At 43.5% G+C, this 18906-nt stretch carries 21 protein-coding genes; 2 read left to right on the top strand and 19 right to left on the bottom strand.

Annotated elements, in window-relative coordinates; translation table 11 throughout:
• Positions 1-18: 18 nt before the first annotated feature.
• The 3 genes from ACKA06_RS19220 to ACKA06_RS19210 all read right to left on the bottom strand — a co-directional run bounded on the left by ACKA06_RS19220 (position 19) and on the right by ACKA06_RS19210 (position 2221).
• Positions 19-489 (bottom strand): YaiI/YqxD family protein, encoded by a 471-nt coding sequence (locus ACKA06_RS19220; RefSeq protein WP_074439956.1) that lies wholly within the window; start codon positions 487-489, stop codon positions 19-21.
• 279 nt (positions 490-768) lie between these two features.
• A complete protein-coding gene (locus ACKA06_RS19215; RefSeq protein ID WP_032087616.1) occupies positions 769-1581 on the bottom strand; it encodes a pyruvate, water dikinase regulatory protein in 813 nt (270 codons plus the stop codon).
• Positions 1582-1594: 13 nt separating this feature from the next.
• Positions 1595-2221, bottom strand: a complete 627-nt coding sequence (locus ACKA06_RS19210; RefSeq protein WP_032087615.1) for a helix-turn-helix transcriptional regulator — start codon at positions 2219-2221, stop codon at positions 1595-1597.
• A gap of 767 nt (positions 2222-2988) precedes the next feature.
• Here ACKA06_RS19210 and ACKA06_RS19205 point away from each other — a divergent pair.
• Positions 2989-4362: a glycine--tRNA ligase gene (locus tag ACKA06_RS19205; protein ID WP_197671326.1), complete on the top strand. Its 1374-nt coding sequence runs from the start codon at positions 2989-2991 to the stop codon at positions 4360-4362.
• A 341-nt stretch (positions 4363-4703) separates the two neighbouring features.
• Here ACKA06_RS19205 and recO read toward each other — a convergent pair whose 3' ends face one another.
• From recO to rpsU, 15 genes are all read right to left on the bottom strand, one after another.
• Entirely contained in the window at positions 4704-5456 is a 753-nt protein-coding gene (gene recO, locus ACKA06_RS19200; protein ID WP_411160409.1) for a DNA repair protein RecO, read from the bottom strand.
• Between the two features lie 42 nt (positions 5457-5498).
• On the bottom strand, positions 5499-5642 hold the full coding sequence (locus ACKA06_RS19195) for a YqzL family protein (protein WP_064564275.1): 144 nt from the start codon (positions 5640-5642) through the stop codon (positions 5499-5501).
• A 135-nt stretch (positions 5643-5777) separates the two neighbouring features.
• Positions 5778-6695, bottom strand: coding sequence for a GTPase Era (gene era, locus ACKA06_RS19190; protein WP_058297809.1), 918 nt, complete (start codon positions 6693-6695; stop codon positions 5778-5780).
• Positions 6688-7122 (bottom strand): cytidine deaminase, encoded by a 435-nt coding sequence (locus ACKA06_RS19185; RefSeq protein ID WP_074439957.1) that lies wholly within the window; start codon positions 7120-7122, stop codon positions 6688-6690. The genes era and ACKA06_RS19185 overlap by 8 nt, the downstream gene beginning before the upstream one ends.
• Before the next feature lie 200 nt (positions 7123-7322).
• Entirely contained in the window at positions 7323-7706 is a 384-nt protein-coding gene (locus tag ACKA06_RS19180) for a diacylglycerol kinase family protein (protein WP_032087611.1), read from the bottom strand.
• Positions 7681-8154 carry an rRNA maturation RNase YbeY gene (gene ybeY, locus ACKA06_RS19175; RefSeq protein WP_411160400.1) on the bottom strand — a complete coding sequence of 158 codons (474 nt, stop codon included), beginning with the start codon at positions 8152-8154 and terminating at the stop codon, positions 7681-7683. The genes ACKA06_RS19180 and ybeY overlap by 26 nt, the downstream gene beginning before the upstream one ends.
• A gap of 3 nt (positions 8155-8157) precedes the next feature.
• The gene (locus ACKA06_RS19170) at positions 8158-10317 is read right to left on the bottom strand and encodes an HD family phosphohydrolase (RefSeq protein ID WP_058297811.1); all 2160 of its coding nucleotides are present in this window, start codon (positions 10315-10317) and stop codon (positions 8158-8160) included.
• 181 nt (positions 10318-10498) lie between these two features.
• Entirely contained in the window at positions 10499-11455 is a 957-nt protein-coding gene (locus ACKA06_RS19165) for a PhoH family protein (RefSeq protein ID WP_058297812.1), read from the bottom strand.
• Positions 11456-11458: 3 nt separating this feature from the next.
• On the bottom strand, positions 11459-12646 hold the full coding sequence (gene yqfD, locus ACKA06_RS19160) for a sporulation protein YqfD (RefSeq protein ID WP_032087607.1): 1188 nt from the start codon (positions 12644-12646) through the stop codon (positions 11459-11461).
• Positions 12647-12657: 11 nt separating this feature from the next.
• A complete protein-coding gene (gene yqfC, locus ACKA06_RS19155; RefSeq protein WP_032087606.1) occupies positions 12658-12942 on the bottom strand; it encodes a sporulation protein YqfC in 285 nt (94 codons plus the stop codon).
• A 57-nt stretch (positions 12943-12999) separates the two neighbouring features.
• Entirely contained in the window at positions 13000-13428 is a 429-nt protein-coding gene (locus tag ACKA06_RS19150) for a hypothetical protein (protein WP_411160399.1), read from the bottom strand.
• A gap of 29 nt (positions 13429-13457) precedes the next feature.
• Positions 13458-14465, bottom strand: a complete 1008-nt coding sequence (gene floA, locus ACKA06_RS19145; RefSeq protein WP_232353888.1) for a flotillin-like protein FloA — start codon at positions 14463-14465, stop codon at positions 13458-13460.
• A gap of 97 nt (positions 14466-14562) precedes the next feature.
• Positions 14563-15873, bottom strand: a complete 1311-nt coding sequence (locus ACKA06_RS19140; RefSeq protein WP_032087604.1) for an NfeD family protein — start codon at positions 15871-15873, stop codon at positions 14563-14565.
• A 170-nt stretch (positions 15874-16043) separates the two neighbouring features.
• Positions 16044-16490, bottom strand: a complete 447-nt coding sequence (locus ACKA06_RS19135; protein ID WP_032087603.1) for a GatB/YqeY domain-containing protein — start codon at positions 16488-16490, stop codon at positions 16044-16046.
• A gap of 14 nt (positions 16491-16504) precedes the next feature.
• The gene (rpsU, locus tag ACKA06_RS19130) at positions 16505-16678 is read right to left on the bottom strand and encodes a 30S ribosomal protein S21 (RefSeq protein WP_032087602.1); all 174 of its coding nucleotides are present in this window, start codon (positions 16676-16678) and stop codon (positions 16505-16507) included.
• Between the two features lie 330 nt (positions 16679-17008).
• Here rpsU and ACKA06_RS19125 point away from each other — a divergent pair, with 330 nt between their 5' ends.
• Entirely contained in the window at positions 17009-17932 is a 924-nt protein-coding gene (locus ACKA06_RS19125) for a Na/Pi symporter (RefSeq protein WP_411160398.1), read from the top strand.
• 84 nt (positions 17933-18016) lie between these two features.
• Here ACKA06_RS19125 and deoC read toward each other — a convergent pair whose 3' ends face one another.
• Positions 18017-18688 (bottom strand): deoxyribose-phosphate aldolase, encoded by a 672-nt coding sequence (gene deoC / locus ACKA06_RS19120; protein ID WP_032087600.1) that lies wholly within the window; start codon positions 18686-18688, stop codon positions 18017-18019.
• Between the last annotated feature and the right edge of the window lie 218 nt (positions 18689-18906).

Below are 18906 nucleotides of genomic sequence, written 5' to 3'. Positions count from 1 at the left end.
TGCATTCGGTAAGAATAATCATTCTCCTGCAACCTTCGACAAAATTTTCTCGAACTGCGCAGAAAATTCTTTCCGGTCATCATCCGTAAAAGGCTTTGGCCCTTTACCATAATTCCCTTTCCTTCTTTCCTTCGCTGCCACATAACGGTAATCAAGCGCAGTCACTATGCTCTCTTCTCTGTAAACCTTTCCCCTGGGGGATAGGACGTAAACTTTTTTCGGAAGCACCAAGCTTGCGAGTCCAATATCCTGTGTCACCAGGATATCATCTGTCCGGACATGGTTCATGATATAAAGATCTGCTGCTTCTTTTTCACTGTCCACGTAAACCCATGTCCCTTCATCAGGGCTATTCTTCCTATGGGCATGGGAAGCAACAAAAACCACTTCAAAACCAAAAATACCGGAAATCCGGATGACTTCCTGTTTAACCGGGCAAGCATCGGCGTCTACAAAAACTGTAGATTTTAGTTTGCTATTACTAACTATTCTACATCACTCCGCATTATCCTTCTCTCCTCAGGAACTTTTCCCGGGAATTCAGGTAGAATATCGAAAAAAATCGAGATGAGGCTTGACATATCACAATAATTAGTTTATTCCTTAAGAGTTTAGTCTAAACCTATTTTAAATATTTTTATCACAATTTTTTATTATAGTACAATCGGACAAGTTTGACCACTAATTTACCCGAAAGAATTTTATGGTTTTTTTTTCACAAAAGTAAAGAACGATCCTCACCATAAATGGGCCAGGATCGTTCCATTATTAATTATTTATTCGCTGGTAGATGTTTGTGATGATATTGGCTGTTTCTTCTACTGCTTTGTTGGTCACATCGATTACATGACAGCCCATTCTTTCTGAAATCTTTTCGAAGTAAGTGAGCTCTTCTTCTATGCGCCTGATATTCGCATAACTCGCCTCATCATTGAGGCCGAGTGATTTAAGCCGTTCTCTCCTGATCGTATTGAGCTTCTGAGGAGAGATCTTCAAACCAAAACACTTCTTCGGTGAAACCTTGAAGAGTTCTTCAGGAGGATCCACTTCGGGGACCAGCGGGACATTCGCCACCTTGAACCGCTTATGCGCAAGATACTGGGAAAGAGGGGTCTTGCTTGTTCTTGATACCCCGACAAGGACGATATCCGCTTTAAGAATGCCTCTTGGATCTCTGCCATCATCATATTTCACAGCAAACTCGATTGCTTCCACTTTTTTGAAATAATCATCATCAAGCTTTCTTACTGTACCAGGTTCGAATAAGGGTTCTTTTTCATAAATCGTCTGGTACGTATCCATCAAGGGACCGATGATATCAAAAGCGTAAAGCTCTTCTTTTTCAGCCTGCTCTTTAATATAGGCCCTCATGTCCGGCTTTACAAGCGTGTAGACAATCAGTCCCTGATTCAGTTTCGCAAGGGAAATGACTTCATCGATATTTTCAAAGTCCTCAATATACGGAAAGCGTTTGATGACCGTATTGGAACCATTAAATTGACTAATGGCCGCTTTAGTTACTAATTCAGCAGTCTCACCCACCGAGTCGGAAACAACATAAATAATCGGTTCTTTCACGATCGTTCACCACCTTCTACTCTTCTTCTGCAAGTGCAACAAATGCTTTTGTAATGTTGGTCTTCGTGACCCTTCCGGTGACTTCCATGTCCCCGTTTTCTGTTTTCTTCACTACCGGTACGGAATCAATCTGTTTATGAATGAGATCCTTTGCCACCGAAATCAACAAATCGTCTTTTTCACAAGTCGTGATATTGGGCATCCTCGTCATTATGATATTCACCGGCAATGTGCTGAGTTCTTGCTTCCCGATACTTGCACGCAGGAGATCCTTCCTGGATAATACACCAACAAGATATGTATTAGCATCCACCACAAATAAAGTCCCTACGTCCTCCAGGAACATTGTAACAATGGCATCATATACCGACACATTCTCATTCACTACGACTGGAATGGATTGATAGTCTTTAACATAAATTTTATTCAGGTTTTCTGTCAAGAGCTGAGTACCCGTTTTACCTGTGTAAAAATAGCCGACACGCGGCCTGGCATCCAAATAACCCGCCATAGTCAGAATAGCGAGGTCGGGTCTGAGCGTTGCCCTTGTAAGGTTTAACTGGTCGGCGATCTGTTCCCCGGTAATTGGTCCATTGTCTTTAACGATCTGCAAAATATGTTCTTGCCTTTTATTTAGTTCGATTGTTACTCACCACCTAACGAACAAACGATTAATGTCATACTTTATAATAAATATTATATACTATTTACGGAAAATGAAAAGAGAATATTGTCTTCACATTGTGACAACACTATGCATATTATCAAAGAGTATCTTTTTTTCACAAAAACATCAAATGTTTTATCTTTGCAGCGGTTGGAGTTGTTATTTCAGCACCGTCATGATAAAATATCTTCATCTTACAACCTTATAGATGCTGAGACGGATACATAAGTACTTGCATTCTAAAGCGACCGGGGATGGTGAAAGCCCGGAAAGCAGGGAAACGGCAGTCCTGAGCTGATCTAATCTAAAGTGGGTATACGGCAGCACCGTATATCAACTAGGGTGGAACCGCGAGTTACAAGCTCGTCCCTAGGCTTAGCCTAGGGACGAGCTTTTTTTATTTTCTCAACCAAATGGACTGGTAATGAACAATTGTGTGATTTACCGGTTCCAGCTGTTGAATTGGAGTGCAAGACGAAGACTCCTGCGGGAGAAGTGGCCGATGTGAGACTTGTCCAGCTGCAGGGCTTAGAGGCACATATCATAAGCCAACTCGCCCAAGAAGGCAAAGAACGCCTTCGTGGTCAATTCGTCTTATGCCACCCGCCTCTCTTCAAAGCCCCTCCGCTTTTCTTCTCGGAGGTGAAGCCGAGGAGGGTTACGGGTCACCCGCGGAAAGCGAAGTCTTGCACGGAAATCAACAGCGGTGATAAAAGGGTGAACTACAAAAAGGAGTGACTTATATGTCAATGGAACAAGTAGTAAATTTAGCAAAACACCGCGGATTTGTATTCCCGGGATCCGAAATCTACGGAGGCCTTGCAAATACATGGGATTACGGACCACTTGGTGTAGAACTTAAAAACAACATCAAAAAAGCATGGTGGAAAAAATTCGTACAGGAATCCCCATACAATGTCGGACTTGACGCAAGCATCCTTATGAACCCTCAAACTTGGGTAGCATCCGGACACGTCGGAAACTTCAACGATCCGATGATCGACTGTAAGGAATGCAAGACACGTCACCGGGCGGATAAAATCATTGAAAATGCACTTGAAGAGAAAGGCATCGAAATGATCGTTGACGGCCTTCCATTCGATAAAATGGAAGAAATCATTAAAGAACACAATATTAAGTGCCCGGATTGCGGAAGTGAAAATTTCACAGAAATCCGTCAATTCGATTTAATGTTCAAGACACACCAGGGTGTAACAGAGTCGTCTACAAATGAAATTTACCTGCGTCCCGAAACAGCTCAGGGTATTTTTGTAAACTTCAAAAATGTCCAGCGCTCCATGCGTAAAAAGATGCCATTCGGTATTGCACAAGTGGGAAAAAGCTTTAGAAATGAAATCACTCCAGGTAACTTTACATTCAGGACCCGTGAATTTGAACAAATGGAACTTGAATTCTTCTGTAAACCAGGCGAAGACTTGGAGTGGTTCTCTTACTGGCGTGAATTCTGTAAGAACTGGCTGCTCAACCTGGGAATGAATGAAGAAAACATGCGCCTGCGCGATCATGATAAAGAAGAGCTTTCCCATTACAGTAATGCGACAACGGATATCGAATACAAATTCCCGTTCGGCTGGGGGGAACTTTGGGGAGTTGCAGACAGAACGGACTTTGATCTTAAGCGTCATATGGAACATTCCAATGAAGATTTTCATTACATGGACCCTCAGACGAATGAAAAATATGTCCCATACTGCATCGAGCCATCCCTTGGAGCCGACCGTGTGACCCTTGCCTTTCTATGTGATGCATATGAAGAAGAGGAATTGGAAAATGATTCGAGAACAGTCCTTCGATTCCATCCGGCACTCGCCCCGTTCAAAGCGGCGGTACTGCCTTTATCGAAGAAGCTTTCCGACGAAGCGTTCAAAGTGTATGAAGAATTGTCAAATGAGTTGATGATCGATTTTGACGAAACGGCATCCATCGGTAAACGCTACCGCCGCCAGGATGAAATCGGTACACCGTTCTGCATCACATTCGATTTTGACTCAGTCGAAGACGGTCAAGTTACAGTCCGCGACCGTGACACGATGGATCAGGTCAGAATGCCGATCAGTGAAGTGAAATCCTTCTTGATGGAGAAAATCAAGTTTTAATTTGGTTAAAAAGCGTCCAAGAGGCTATCCTTTTGGACGCTTTTTATGTTATGTCTGCTTTTGGGTGAAATGGAAGTATACCGTTAGAAGATCGCCAATACCACAATAGGTTTCTTCAAGTTTTTATGGGCGAAATAATATTTTATGAGCCAAATTCCGGATATATGGGCGAAATTTTCATTTTAAGGGCGAAATCCAGAATTTATGAGCGAACTGCCGATTTTTCGAAAAATACTTCGAAGTACCCTCCTTACGAAACGAACATCCCCTCAATCAAAAAAACATAATAAAAAACCGGCCCTAATCAAAGAGCCGGCAAAAATCACAATATGCTTTAAAAACTAGAATAAGTCCTTAAGGTTATTCATTTGATCAAGGAATCTCCTGGATTTTAATGTAAGCCCTGAATTTTCGTCGTAATAAGTCCTGATTACCCGTTTGAGCTGAGCTTTTGTTTCATCTTTAACCGAGATATTTCCCAACCTGGTGATATCAAAATAATAAAACAGCCTCAGTAATTTTACGGTACTTTGTGATAAAGGCAGATGGTGCGGATCCTTCCCGACACATCGGTGGCAGATAAAGCCATTTTCCTTGAATGAAAAACCGAATGTCCCTTCGGCTTCACCACAGACTGAACAACCATCCAAGTACGGATGCAGCCCCAGGACAGGGAGCATCTTCATTTCAAAAATATACATCAATATCTCGGGGTCGTAATCTTCATTTAGGTACTGAAGCACCTTATACAGCAATTCAAACAGAAAGGGGTTGGGCTTTCTGTCTTCTGTACTTTTATCGAGGAGATCCACGATATAAGTGGCATATGCCGTCTTGAACAAGTCCTCTCTCACATGCCTCAGTGATTCAGCAATTTCACCTTGCTGAAGGGTCCCCAGCCCACTGCCTTTAATGAATAAGAAATACCCATATGTAAACAATTGGGAAATAGCGGAAAGACGGCTGTTGGACTTTTTTGCGCCCCGTGCCATCAATCCGATTTTCCCGAATTCCCTGGTGTATATGGTAACGATCTTATTTGACTCACCATAATGGTTCGTTCTGATTACAATTCCTTCACACTTCTGCAGAATGTTGGCCACCTCCCGGATTCACGCTTGGGTGATGACAACCTATTACGTCAGGGGAAAGTCGACCTCCGACACTTCTTCTTCCAGTTGAAATGGTTGGTCCACTCTTTCTTTTTCAAGCTCCTTAAAAAGTAAATATGTGTCGATATTGCCTGTTTGCGAAAACACTTTCCAAGTTAAGTCTAACATCAAAAACCCACCTTTCTGGATTTAAACTAGCAAGACTTCAAAGCTTTCTTGTGATTAGATTTAGCATCTTTTTAGCAAAGCATGTGAACTAAATATTGTTAATTCTGTTCGCTTGACATTCTTAGAACGGGAAGATCAATATTCATCATCATTGAAACCATAATCGCGTAAATTTGACGCACGGTTTCTCCAATCTTTTTGGACTTTCACCCATAATTCCAGATACACTTTGGAACCAAGCAGATTTTCGATATCCATGCGGGAGCGCTTCCCTACTTCCTTCAGCATCGACCCCTGCTTTCCTATGATGATCCCTTTCTGCGAATCCCTTTCGACTATGATCGTAGCGAGTACATCAATGAGATTCTTGTCGTCTTTTCTTTCCATTTTATCAATGACGACTGCTATACTGTGCGGGATTTCTTCCCTCGTTAAATGAAGTACTTTTTCCCGGATCAATTCCGAGACGATAAAGCGTTCAGGGTGGTCGGTAATCTGGTCTGCCGGGTAAAATTGCGGACCTTCGGGAAGGTTCTCCTGAATCAATTCAAGGAGATGTTCCACATTATTGCCTTCAAGCGCTGAAATCGGTACAGTTGCTGCAAAAGGATACAGTTCATTGTACTTCTGGATGATGGGCAGCAGCTCATCAGGATGGATCTGATCGATTTTATTGAGAATCAGGAATACCGGGGTTTTGACCCCTTTCAGCTTCTCAATAATGAATTGATCTCCTTTTCCCAGCCCTTCTTCCACATTCACCATAAAGAGGATGATGTCTACTTCTTTCAATGTGTTTTGGGCGATCTTCATCATGAAATCCCCCAGCTTATGTTTGGGCTTGTGGATCCCCGGGGTATCGATGAAAATCATTTGTGATTGATCAGTTGTCAGAACACCTTGAACTTTATTGCGTGTAGTCTGCGGTTTGTCACTCATGATGGCGATTTTCTGACCGATGACCCGATTCAGAAACGTTGATTTACCTACATTGGGACGTCCTATGATCGAAATGAACCCTGATTTATATGCTGCGTTATCTGTATTATTCATGTAAATCCTCCGGAGAAAATGCTCCCGGCAATAACTCTGCAACGGATAATTCTTCAACATCGCCCTTGAGATTCGTCAATACCACTCTCATATCCTTCGAACAAAGCTCGGAAATTACCTGACGGCATGCCCCGCACGGCGGTACCGGCCTTGCCGTATCAGCGACTACTGCAATCATGGAAAATTCTTTATCGCCTTCTGAGTAAGCTTTGAAGAGTGCCGTTCTTTCTGCACAATTACACATACTGTATGCTGCATTTTCAATGTTGCATCCGTGATATACTTTTCCATCTTTCGTAAGAAGAGCTGCACCGACCTGGAATTTGCTATATGGTACGTATGCTTTTTCGCGTGCGGCTTTTGCTTCTTGGATTAATTGTTCTTTATTCATTCGATTAACTCTCCTTTTGACCCTTACATATTTCATTTTACTATAATTTTCATAAAAGAAAATGGGCTGTTATCATTTTGTAATAAAATAGTTAGATAATTCAAACTATTTACGGGCACCTTGTGTATGCGCGCTTAACTTATTCTATACAACAATAAGAGCGTTTTCAAATTAAAAAGAGGCTTGTACGAAGAAAAACTCTCCGTGCAGCCTCTTTTCAATCGATAAAGCATTGATTACGATAAAATTTTCGGGATGAAAATGATGCATCCTATGATGAAGGCACCGATTGCGTACAAAAGAACAGCGGCCGCTGCGGCGTCTTTGGAAATTTTGGCGAGCGGGTGATACTCGGGAGTGACGAGGTCGACCGCTTTTTCGATTGCGGTATTCATCGTTTCAAGCGCCATCATTCCAGAAATGAGTAAAATGACGATGATCCACTCGGTTACTGAAATTGATAACATCACCCCCAGGGCGACTGCAACGGCTGCAGCTGCTGTATGGATCCTGAAATTCTGTTCCGATGACCATACAAATCTGATTCCCTGCCAGGCGTGGCCAAACGATTTCCGGAGACGTTTAAGCCCGAATTTACTCTCTTGGGAGCCCGTAGTCATTAAGGATGTCCTTTTGTCTTTGGAACATTACTTTTTCATCCTGCTCATCCATATGATCATACCCCAATAAATGAAGGAAACCATGGAGTGCCAGGAACCCAAGCTCCCGCGAAAAAGAATGATTGTATTCTTCTGCCTGCTCTTTCGCCCTTTCGACAGAAATGATGATATCACCGAGTACTCTCGGGATATCCGCTCCTACTATTTCAATTTCATCTTCACCCATTTCTTCCAGTGCAAAAGAAATTACATCTGTCGGCTGATCTTTATCGCGGTATTCGCGGTTGATTTCTTGGATCCTTTCATTCGAAACGAAGGTCACAGAAACCTCACTGCCCTCTTCCAATTCCTCTTTGCCGGCTGCAAAATTCAGTATCCCGTTGATCATTCCGGTCTCTTTATCTGATAATTGTCCGGTCTCATCTATAAAGTCGATTGATAATGTCATTCTTTATTCTTCTCCTTTATCCTTAAGTTCAGGGTATTCAATTCTTGGATGGTAAATGCCGTTCAACGTCTCACATAAGGACTTTTTAACCTTTTCAAGTTCTTTTAACGAAAGATCGCACTCATTGAATTGACCGTCATTCAAGCGGTCTTTAACGATTGCTGCCACAAGGTTCCTGATTTCCTCCTGGGTCGGGGATGTTTTGGAACGGACGGCAGCTTCGACACTGTCTGCGATATTGATGATTGCAGTCTCTTTTGTTTGAGGCTTGGGACCTGGGTATCTATATTCTTCTTCACTTACATCTTTCCCCTGTTCCTTCGCCTTATAATAAAAATATTTCAGCAGCGTGGTTCCGTGATGCTGTTCTGCAATATCGATGATTTCTTTCGGAAGCTTGTGTTTCCTCAGCATGTCTGCACCGTCTGTGGCATGATCGATGATAATTGTCCTGCTTGTCTCAGGTGTCATCCGATCATGCGGGTTCTCTATATTCATCTGATTTTCAATAAAGAAATGGGGACGCTTCGATTTACCGACGTCATGGTAATAACATCCGACCCTTGCAAGAAGTCCATTCGCCCCTATGGCTTCACAGGCAGATTCAGCCAGATTGGCAACCATTACACTATGATGATAGGTACCCGGGGCTTCTGTCAACAACTTCTTTAATAACGGCTGATTCGGACTCGAAAGCTCAACCAGCCGCATGGAAGACAAGATCCCGAATCCGGTTTCAAAAAACGGAAGGAATCCAATGGTCAGGATGGAGGAGCCGATTCCGGATACCAATGCGAACACAAGATAATAAATGTATTCGGTACTCGTATAAGACACATCACTCAAAAGGACCAGGAAGGCAATGATCAAAATATTTACGAATGCCACATAAATACCTGCGCGGAGCACATTGGTTCGCTGATTCCGGCTGATGAGCGTCATGATTCCTGCGACACCGCTGAACAACGTATAAATCGCAACCTGGATATCGATGGAACCGGAAAATTCCTCATTGAAAACGATACTCGCACATGCAGCAATGATGAATACCATCATCATCGCAATGCGCTCATTCAGGAGGATACGGAGAATCATCCCCGTAAATGCCGCCGGGAATAAGAATGCAATATCATTGATCTCAAGCTGCTTCAACAATCCGGTGATTTTCATGATTAGCAGGGATATGACAAACACGATACTCGTTAAAATCAAGTAGTTCTGTTTCTGTTCTTCCTTTACTTCGAGTGTGTAAAAGAAATAATATAACGAACTTATGATCACAACAATGAACAGAATAAGTCCGATGATCGGCTTTAAAGAAAAATCCTCTTCTACCATGCCAAAGTCATTCAATGTATCATAGATAGCCGGGGTGACCAAATCTCCCTCTTCTACAATGACTTCACCATCGATGACTTTCACTGGCTGGACTTCCTTTACCGCTTGTTTTTTCAGCTGTTCTGTTTTTTCCTCGTCGTAATACTCGGTCGGTTCTATTGCAACATTCCCGAGAGCAACAGCAGCATCGGATAAAGTCCCTGAAAACGTAAAATTCTTTATCCGCTGCTCCAAATTGACCCTTGCCTCTTTCAATTCTTCTTCCTTCACTTTATCCTGCATGATGACCTGCAGCTGTGTCGTAACGATGGATTCCACTCTTTCCAATTCTGTATCAGACGCAGACAACAGAGACTCCAATATCTTATCGGTCAATGATTTTGTTACAAGGTTATCATTGCGGTCGGGAAGACGCTTCTTCAACTCTTCGATCTGCTTGTTGATTTGAGAGTTTTTAGGATTGGCCGCCTCCTCTTCCGGAGAAACTTCTTTGAATTCACCTTTTACATCTAGCACACTGTCGATCAATGAACTCACCAGCGTGACTGCATTATCAACAGCCCCCTCCTTCGCGCTGTAGACTTTTTCAATCTGGGCGGCAGCGTCCTCTTTTTTCTTTTCAGTGGCTTCTTTATCTTCAAGGGTCTTAGGCGCCCTGATGGTGGACGGGGCTTCCTCGTAAAGACTGATATCGAGCGGCTTGGGCTTAACGTTGCCGTAGAGGATGCCAAACACGATGAGTCCTAGCAGAATGAACATTAAATTTGTGAATAAGCGGTAACTCAGAAACTTTCTTATTTTATGTAATAATGGGTGCGTCTGCATAAAGTACCCCCTGTAATCTAACGGATCAGGTTTGATCTACGATGTATAGCATTCTTCTAATATGTAAAATCATAACAGTTTTTAACTTATTTATCTATTCCAATCATGGAAAAGCTTGCAGCATGTGATAAAAAAAGATTGACCTCCCTTTAACCAGGTACGGTCAATCTTTACGAAAACATTATTCATTTTTTTCGAAAGCGTCAATGATTTTAGCGACCAGGGGATGCCTTACTACGTCTGCCTGTTCCAGATAGATGAAGGAAACGCCTTTTACGTCTTTCAGTATCCTTTCAGAAGAGACAAGACCTGACTGTACGCCCCTAGGCAGATCTACCTGTGAGCGGTCTCCGGTGATGATCATTTTTGAATCGAACCCAAGACGCGTCAAGAACATTTTCATTTGTGCCTGCGTCGTGTTCTGGGCCTCATCCAGGATGACAAATGCATCGTCCAGGGTCCGCCCTCTCATATACGCAAGCGGAGCGATTTCGATTGTTCCTCTTTCGATGAGCCGCGCCGTATGCTCTGCACCCAATACGTCATGCAAGGCATCATACAGCGGCCGCAGATACGGGTCAACCTTTTCTTTTAAGTCCCCTGGAAGGAAGCCCAGGCTTTCACCCGCTTCAACCGCCGGCCTTGTAAGGATGATTTTCTTTACCTGTCCGGTTTTCAGTGCATGGACTGCCATGACGACGGCAAGATACGTTTTTCCCGTACCCGCTGGCCCGATGCCGAAAACCATATCATGTTTGCGTATGGCATGTATATATTGTCTTTGGCCGAGGGTTTTCACTCGGATCGATTTCCCTTTGGCATTCTTCGTGATTTCTTCATTATACAAGTCGATGAAATACTCCAATGTGCCGTTCTTGCCCATTTGAACGGCGTGGAGGACATCGCGCTGGCTTATATTGATGCCTTTCTTGATGACACTCACTAAAACGTCGCAAATTTCAAGGGCCAGCCCGGCTTGTTCTTCTTTCCCTGAAACCAGCAACTCTTCGCCTCTTGTTACAATTGAAACGCCTAACTCTTGTTCGATTATTTTAAGGTGAGAATCTGAAACCCCAAATAAAGCGATTGCTTCGTTTGGATTTTCCAGCTGTAATTTCATTAAGATATCATCTGACATTCATTAGTCTCCTTGGATAATTGGTTGTCCTTCAGCAATATTTTCTACTACTTTAAAGTGAAGATTTACCTTAACTTTACCATTCTCCACCTGTTCTTGCAAAATTTTTTCACCGATTATTTCTGCTTCATCAGGCAGGTTTGATTCCAGATTGTTTCTGGCCAGTTCTTTTGCTTCCTTGACGGCCTGCTCCCTTGTATAAGATCTTTCAACTTGCTCCTTTTCTTTCATACTCTGATCGATGTAGGAAACCGGCAGCTCCCATTTCAGGAATTTGACTGGCTTCTCCATCTCTTCTGTTACTGCTTCTTTAAACTCAGGTTTCCCAAAACCCCAAATGGGGATTCTTAAAGAACCGATTTCGATATAATGCTTTCTTTTCTCGTTCCCGCTGAACACAACGAAATCCGTTTTCATTGGAAGTTCTACCGAGGTTTTATACCAGGTCTCCCCCATTATTTTTGCTTTTGCAGGAACGCCTTTTGACTTTTCTTCATTTCCGATCACTCCAGAGACGAGGAGTTGTCCCTTCTGAACGTAATCATTCACCTTAACCTGCGGATCCCCTTCTTCCACAAACATATCGACGATGATCGCTTTTTTCTTTGCGACTATATGCTGCAGACCCGTGGATTCAACTTGTTCAGGTGCATTTTTTTCAACGACCTGGAAGTGAAAGGTTGTCCCTCTTAACTCGACACCCACCCATGTAATATTGTCCATTCTTGAGGATAGTTCCCGCTGAATATTTTCAACATCGGGAATTGAGAATTGGAGTTTACCGGTCTTGACCCCCATCGCTGTGAGTTCCTTTCGGATGTGATGTTCAGTTTCAGGAGTCGCACCCTTGATCTGGATACCCCAAACCATATTAGACAACAGCATGACAATGATGAGGAATGATAGGCCGCCGAGGAGAAAACCGGAATTTTTGAACGCCCGTTTCAAAAGGAACGGCCCTCCCTGCCCCCTGAGGAATGTCACTTTGCACCCTGATGACCTTACCGCTCTCCTGAAGTTATGTACATCCTCTAAGGCTATATAAAACGTAATCGTATCAGTCCCTGCCCTTTTTACATTCCAAATGGATATATCTGAACGCAGCAATTGGTTGATTACGCTCTCGATCAGCCTGCCTTCCATTTTCACGAACACATTCCCCTTCAACGAGGTGATCCATTGGTTCTTCAAATTTGTCCCTCCTAGTTTTCTAAATAAGTGACTTCTATGATTTTACCCTGGAGAAGTATTTCTTCCGGCAGTATCATTTTTATGACAAACTGTTCCCCTCTGATCAAGAGTTGACCTTGTTTGAGCAGAAGCCTTACTTCACGGTCGGTGAACGTCAAAAGCCCCCGATGGTTCTCTATATAGATATGGATTTGTCCAATCATAGTGACGCGCGGAAGGTCCATCATGACATCTTCAGGCAGGTCCATGGTCTGCGTCATCCATTTCCGCATTTGCTGCACCCAATTTTTCGCCATAAAAAAAGAACCCCCTTTCATCTCATATTTATGAAATGAAAAGGGGATTCATCACTGTTATTTTCGATGATTCGCTTTTTTTGCACGCGGCGGGCCGAAGACTTCAGAGAAGATGAGTCCTTTTACGATGTCATCTTGGTTCCCGAAGTCAATGGAGTATTGTGAATCCTTCCTTTCTTTGATGGACTTCACCTTGCTGCGCTGCATTTTCACCTGTTCTTTGTAATCTTTTTCCTGCTTTTTCATCTGGGCGTACTTACTCTCGATATCTTTCTTTTTCTCTTCGAATTGTGACTGAAGAGTATAAACAGGCTCTTCACGCACGGGCTCCCTTTTTGTACGGGGTTCCTCCCTGTACGTCTGTGCAGGGCTTCCTGTTGATATCGGTTTAGGCTTTGGCCTGCTTTCCTGAGAAGACGAGTCTTTCACCCGATTGAAAATTGCCGTCACTAGCCCGATGATGACGGCGACGATTAGTCCTTCCATGGAGAAGTCTCCTTTCTCACCCGGGGATATTATTCACCTTTAGGATTTTTCCCATCCTTTTTATCACCCGTCAGTTTTCCGATGGAGTCCCTCATATCCGTGTCGGCATCGATATTCTTTATGTTCATGTAATCCATCACACCGATATTGCCTGAACGGAGCGCTTCAGCCATAGCAAGCGGAACTTCTGCCTCTGCTTCCACAACCTTGGCTCTCATTTCTTCTACTCTTGCTTTCATTTCCTGTTCGTTAGCTACAGCCATCGCTCTTCTTTCTTCTGCTTTGGCCTGTGCAATGTTCTTATCCGCTTCTGCCTGTTCAGTCTGAAGTTCGGCACCGATGTTCTTGCCGATATCAACATCCGCGATATCGATTGAAAGGATTTCAAATGCAGTACCTGCATCCAGACCTTTGGAGAGGACGGTCTGAGAAATCATATCCGGGTTTTCGAGTACCTTTTTGTGATTGTCGGAAGAACCGATCGTAGATACGATCCCTTCACCTACACGGGCAACGATTGTTTCTTCCCCTGCTCCCCCGACAAGACGGTCAATATTTGCACGGACGGTTATACGTGCCTTCGCTTTCACTTCAATCCCGTCCATCGCCACACCGGCGATGAATGGTGTTTCGATCACTTTCGGATTAACGCTCATTTGAACAGCTTCAAGGACGTCGCGCCCAGCGAGGTCGATCGCTGCACAACGTTCAAAGGTCAGTTCGATGTTTGCACGATGTGCGGCAATCAATGCATTCACGACGCGATCGACGTTACCTCCCGCCAGATAATGACTCTCCAGCTGATTAATGGTGACATTGATCCCAGCTTTGTGCGCTTTAATGAGGGGATTGATGACCCTGCTCGGGATAACGCGGCGCAGCCTCATACCGATTAAGGTAAAGATGCTGATCCTCACTCCTGCCGCAATGGCTGAAATCCACAGCATCACAGGTACGAATGTAAATAGTACAGCCAGTAGAATAAAACCTACCACAATGGCTACAATCAATAAAATGGTACTAGGTCCGATTACCATGTAATCATCCTCCTGAAAAATTAAGATATAAAGTCCCCATCAGTTCCATTAAGTACTGATGAGGTTGAATCTGAAGCTAACCCATCCGGCAAAAACCTTAGGACAGGTCTCTCACCACAATCCGGGAGCCTTCGACTTTCACGACTTTCACTTGTTGATTTACGGCAATATAACCGCCTTCCGTCACGGCATCGATTCTTTCATCTTCAATGATGATTGTACCCGACGGCCTTAACGGCGTTTTGGTCAATCCCGTCTTCCCGATGAGTTCCAGCCTGTTCGCATTCGAGACATAGCCGCTTTCGGTATTGGTTGAATCCTTCAAAATAATTTTATTGAATAGTTTCATCTTTTTACCAAACACCTTTACAAAGATAATCATGGCAATCACAGCAATCAGTAACGCAATCAGAATGGAAATTCCCATTTGCATGATGTTCCCTCCCGCAAGCATGATACTGCCGATTACCGCAGCGGCCCCGAGGCCTCCCGCTATTCCGCCGGGAAGGAAGAATTCTGCGATGATCAGTATGATTCCTATCACGAATAGAATGATCGTTTCATACCCCGCTAGCCCTGCGACCAGATGGCCGTAAAAGAATAACAGCAGTGAAACCAGCCCGATTGAGCCTGCTACACCGAATCCTGGTGAATATAACTCCACCACAAGCCCCAGACTTGCCAATGATAATAGAATGGGAACAACGATTGGATTCGTGATGAACCTTGCCAGTTTCTCAGCAAAGGATTCTTCCACTACCTGAACAGAAGCCTTTTTGATACCAAGCTCACTATACAGTTCGTCAAGGTTTTTTACCGTTCCCTCTGAATAGCCGATTTTTTTGGCTTCCTTTGAACCAAGGGTCAACAGCTCACCCTTTTTCAGGCCAAGCTCAGGTATTTCTACATTTTCATCTGCCATCGCTTGTGCATAGATCGGATCTCTTCCGCTTGATTCCGCTGCACTCTTCATAGCCGACAGCCAGTAGCTTTGTGCTTTTTTATCAGCTGCGTTACCTGCTTGATCGATGACTGCCGCGGACCCGATATGACCATTGGGAACCATATAGATTTTATCTGCATGAAGGGCGATGAACGCACCCGCCGATAAAGCATTGTTATTTACAAATGCAACCGTATCGGCTTCTACCCCATCGAGCAGCTGACCGATATCCCCTGCAGCATCGACCAGACCTCCAGGTGTATCAATATCAAAAATGATCGTATCAGCCCCATTTTCCTCGGCTTCCTCCAGTGCTCGCTGAAGAAATGCATGAAGACCTTTTTCGACTTCTTTTTGGATGGGTATCACGTATACATTTTTATCGCCATCTGCAGACCCGGACAAGGGAAGCAAAAAACTGAACCCAAGGATCATCATATAAAAGATCAGTATACTCCTTCTCACTTTAACCCCCTCGTTTCAATCATATTCCTTGCTAGTTTATGTACGAATGAACCATTTAAAAAGTTTCATTTTTATAAAATAAACATTTTAGAGTGAGGATGACAAATGAAAGGCCTTACAAGGACACCATTAAAAAAACCGAGAAACGCAGGGCTTCTCGGTTTTGGTTGTTATGATAGATGTTGAAGAACAAGTTTATTGACGAGAGCTCCATCTGCTTTCCCTTTAACTTTAGGCATGATAGCCCCCATCACTTTACCCATATCAGCCTTAGAAGAAGCACCAACCTCAGCCATCGTTTCCTGAACTATGGCTGAAATCTCTTCTTCAGAAAGCTGTTTAGGCATATATATTTCGACGTAAGTCAGTTCTGTTTGAATTTTCTCAGCCAGATCGTCACGACCGGCTTTCGTAAATTCATGGAGGGAGTCTTTCCGTTGCTTGACTTCTCGAGAAAGGACAGTCAACTCTTCGTCTTCAGAGAGCTCCTGTTTTCCAAACTTAATGGCTTCATTTTGAAGTGCAGCCTTAAGCATGCGGATCACGGAAAGTTTCTCTTTTTCTTTATTTTTCATCGCTTGTTTCATATCATCATTTAAACGATTGAGAAGACTCATGGTTACACCCTCTCTTAGAACTTACGCTTTCTTGCAGCTTCTGATTTCTTTTTGCGTTTTACGCTTGGCTTTTCATAAAATTCGCGCTTTCTAAACTCTTGTAAAGTTCCTGTTTTAGAAACTGAGCGTTTGAAGCGACGAAGAGCATCTTCAAGCGATTCGTTTTTACGAACAACTGTTTTTGACATCTCTCTTTCCCTCCCTCCGAACACACTACACTTACATGTTCAAGTCAGAAAATGGATAACACCATTTTTCCAAGGACGACTAATCGTCCTTTTACTTTACCAATAGGTTTGGCTTAGCCCTTGTATCTTTGTCACAAGGGGACAGAAAGTGTATGTCTTTCTTGAATGAATTCTTTAAAATATAAAGAAATCCATGTACTTTGCCATTATAATATATGTCTGCGTGCAGGTCAACAACTTCTGCATATTTGCTTGTAATATTAGGCATGTCTCCCTTCCGCCTCCCATACATTAGTGGTAAGCATGTACCGGAGCGGAGGGAGCAGTAGAATGTTGAACTTACTATTATTTATTTTGCTTATTTTGTGTTTCTTATTGGGTATGCTGTGGCTTCGGTCAGGATTATTTAATATCGCGAACATGAAAGTGAAGAAATGGCTTCATTTCCTTACAGACACACCTGTCAAAGGTGCCGCCACTGGTACCGTCGTGACCGCATTCATCCACAGCAGCTCGGCTGTGATGGTCCTCACCGTAGGCCTTGCTTCTTCTGGGATCATCCCGTTCAGGCAGACAATAGGAATCATGCTGGGTTCCAATATCGGTACTACATTTACACTTGAAATGTTCACTCTGAATATGAATTACCTCATTGTGCCTTCCATCATTATCGGATGCATACTGATCGCATTCAAAAAAGACACGTTAAGGAGTGCAGGGTTCATATTCACGGGGTTCGGCCTGATCTTTGCATCCATCAAGGGAATCCAGTGGGTTGCCGAACCTATAACAACTCATCCCCTTCTCCATGAATACATAGATAAAGTGAACAATCATCTGCTGATTGCACTCCTCATCGGGTGTATCCTGACTGCCATCATTCAATCCAGCACTGTCGTCACCGGAGTCACGATGGGATTCCTGGCTGCACAATCAATCGATCTCCATGCCGGCATCGCCGTCATGCTTGGCGCAAATGTCGGTACATGCATCACTGCATTCATCGCAAGCATAGGAGGCGGGGTGCAGGCAAGGCTGACGGCTTATGCTCATATCTGGCTCAATGTAATCGGTGTAATGGTATTCATCCCGCTTATACCGCTGCTCGGTACAATCGTTCAGAAGCTAGCCGGTTCACCGGACCTTCAGCTTGCCCATGCAAGTGTGATCTTCAATCTGATTTGCTCGCTGCTGGTACTTCCTTTCGCCTTTAAGTTCGCAGGATTTATCGAGAAAGTGCATCTGCGGAAATAGGTCGCAGGACTCGCTGCAGCAGCATGCTGGTAAATACAAAAAAGCCGGATGAATTATCGTTCATCCGGCTTTTTTCATCACTGATTAATAATCAGAATCACTTGTCAATCCTTGTACAATTTTCACACCTGAACTGGCTCCAAGACGAGTCGCACCTGCGTCGATCATCGCCTGAGCATCTTCAGCAGAGCGTACTCCGCCTGAAGCTTTTACGCCGAGATCAGGCCCTACTGTCTTTCTCATCAAAGCGATGTCTTCTACAGTAGCACCGCCTGTGGAGAATCCAGTAGATGTTTTCACATAATCTGCACCTGCTTCAACAGATAACTCACAAGCTTTCACTTTTTCTTCATCAGTCAACAGGCACGTTTCAATGATCACTTTTGATAATGCTTTTCCTTTTGAAGCTGCAACAACAGCTTCAATGTCACGCTTCACAAGATCGTAGTCTCCGCTCTTCAAAGCACCGATATTGATGACCATGTCCACTTCGGTTGCACCTTTTTCAATGGCATCCTTTGTTTCGAAGGCCTTTGTTTCAGGAGTGGAGGCTCCTAATGGGAAACCGATTACAGTGCAAACTTTCACTTCTGTGCCTTTTAAAAGTTCGCTTGAATAGTTCACCCAAGTCGGATTCACGCATACAGATGCAAATTTGAATTCTTTGGCTTCCTGGCAAAGAACTTCAACTTGATCTTTCGTTGATTCTGGTTTAAGTAAAGTATGATCGATCATACTTGCAATATTCATAGTCATATCTCTCCTTTAACAGTTGTCCGTACCTCTTTTATAATACCAAAACAGACAATAAAAAACGAGTTTTTATTTTAGGATATCCCGTTTTTTTGCTGGGAATGTATCTTTTTTGTAAGTGGTTACATTAAGTGGCCGGTTTTTAATCGAGTAGGAGGGGGTGACTAACCCCCGACCTCTCACACCACCGTACGTACGGTTCCGTATACGGCGGTTTCATT

Source organism: Rossellomorea oryzaecorticis (assembly GCF_045897515.1).
Classification (GTDB): domain Bacteria; phylum Bacillota; class Bacilli; order Bacillales; family Bacillaceae_B; genus Rossellomorea; species Rossellomorea enclensis.
Note: the sequence above shows the minus strand (reverse complement) of the source record. Positions and strands in the feature narration are given on the sequence as shown.

Excerpts from the sequence above, each read along its gene's own strand:
- ACKA06_RS19205 (WP_197671326.1), top strand. The coding sequence starts at position 2,989 with ATGTCAATGGAACAAGTAGTAAATTTAGCAAAACACCGCGGATTTGTA.
- ACKA06_RS19195 (WP_064564275.1), bottom strand. The coding sequence starts at position 5,642 with ATGTTAGACTTAACTTGGAAAGTGTTTTCGCAAACAGGCAATATCGAC.
- era (WP_058297809.1), bottom strand. The coding sequence starts at position 6,695 with ATGAATAATACAGATAACGCAGCATATAAATCAGGGTTCATTTCGATC.
- ACKA06_RS19185 (WP_074439957.1), bottom strand. The coding sequence starts at position 7,122 with ATGAAATATGTAAGGGTCAAAAGGAGAGTTAATCGAATGAATAAAGAA.
- ACKA06_RS19180 (WP_032087611.1), bottom strand. The coding sequence starts at position 7,706 with ATGACTACGGGCTCCCAAGAGAGTAAATTCGGGCTTAAACGTCTCCGG.
- ybeY (WP_411160400.1), bottom strand. The coding sequence starts at position 8,154 with ATGACATTATCAATCGACTTTATAGATGAGACCGGACAATTATCAGAT.
- ACKA06_RS19170 (WP_058297811.1), bottom strand. The coding sequence starts at position 10,317 with ATGCAGACGCACCCATTATTACATAAAATAAGAAAGTTTCTGAGTTAC.
- ACKA06_RS19165 (WP_058297812.1), bottom strand. The coding sequence starts at position 11,455 with ATGTCAGATGATATCTTAATGAAATTACAGCTGGAAAATCCAAACGAA.
- yqfC (WP_032087606.1), bottom strand. The coding sequence starts at position 12,942 with ATGGCGAAAAATTGGGTGCAGCAAATGCGGAAATGGATGACGCAGACC.
- ACKA06_RS19150 (WP_411160399.1), bottom strand. The coding sequence starts at position 13,428 with ATGGAAGGACTAATCGTCGCCGTCATCATCGGGCTAGTGACGGCAATT.
- floA (WP_232353888.1), bottom strand. The coding sequence starts at position 14,465 with ATGGTAATCGGACCTAGTACCATTTTATTGATTGTAGCCATTGTGGTA.
- ACKA06_RS19135 (WP_032087603.1), bottom strand. The coding sequence starts at position 16,490 with ATGAGTCTTCTCAATCGTTTAAATGATGATATGAAACAAGCGATGAAA.
- rpsU (WP_032087602.1), bottom strand. The coding sequence starts at position 16,678 with ATGTCAAAAACAGTTGTTCGTAAAAACGAATCGCTTGAAGATGCTCTT.
- ACKA06_RS19125 (WP_411160398.1), top strand. The coding sequence starts at position 17,009 with ATGTTGAACTTACTATTATTTATTTTGCTTATTTTGTGTTTCTTATTG.
- deoC (WP_032087600.1), bottom strand. The coding sequence starts at position 18,688 with ATGACTATGAATATTGCAAGTATGATCGATCATACTTTACTTAAACCA.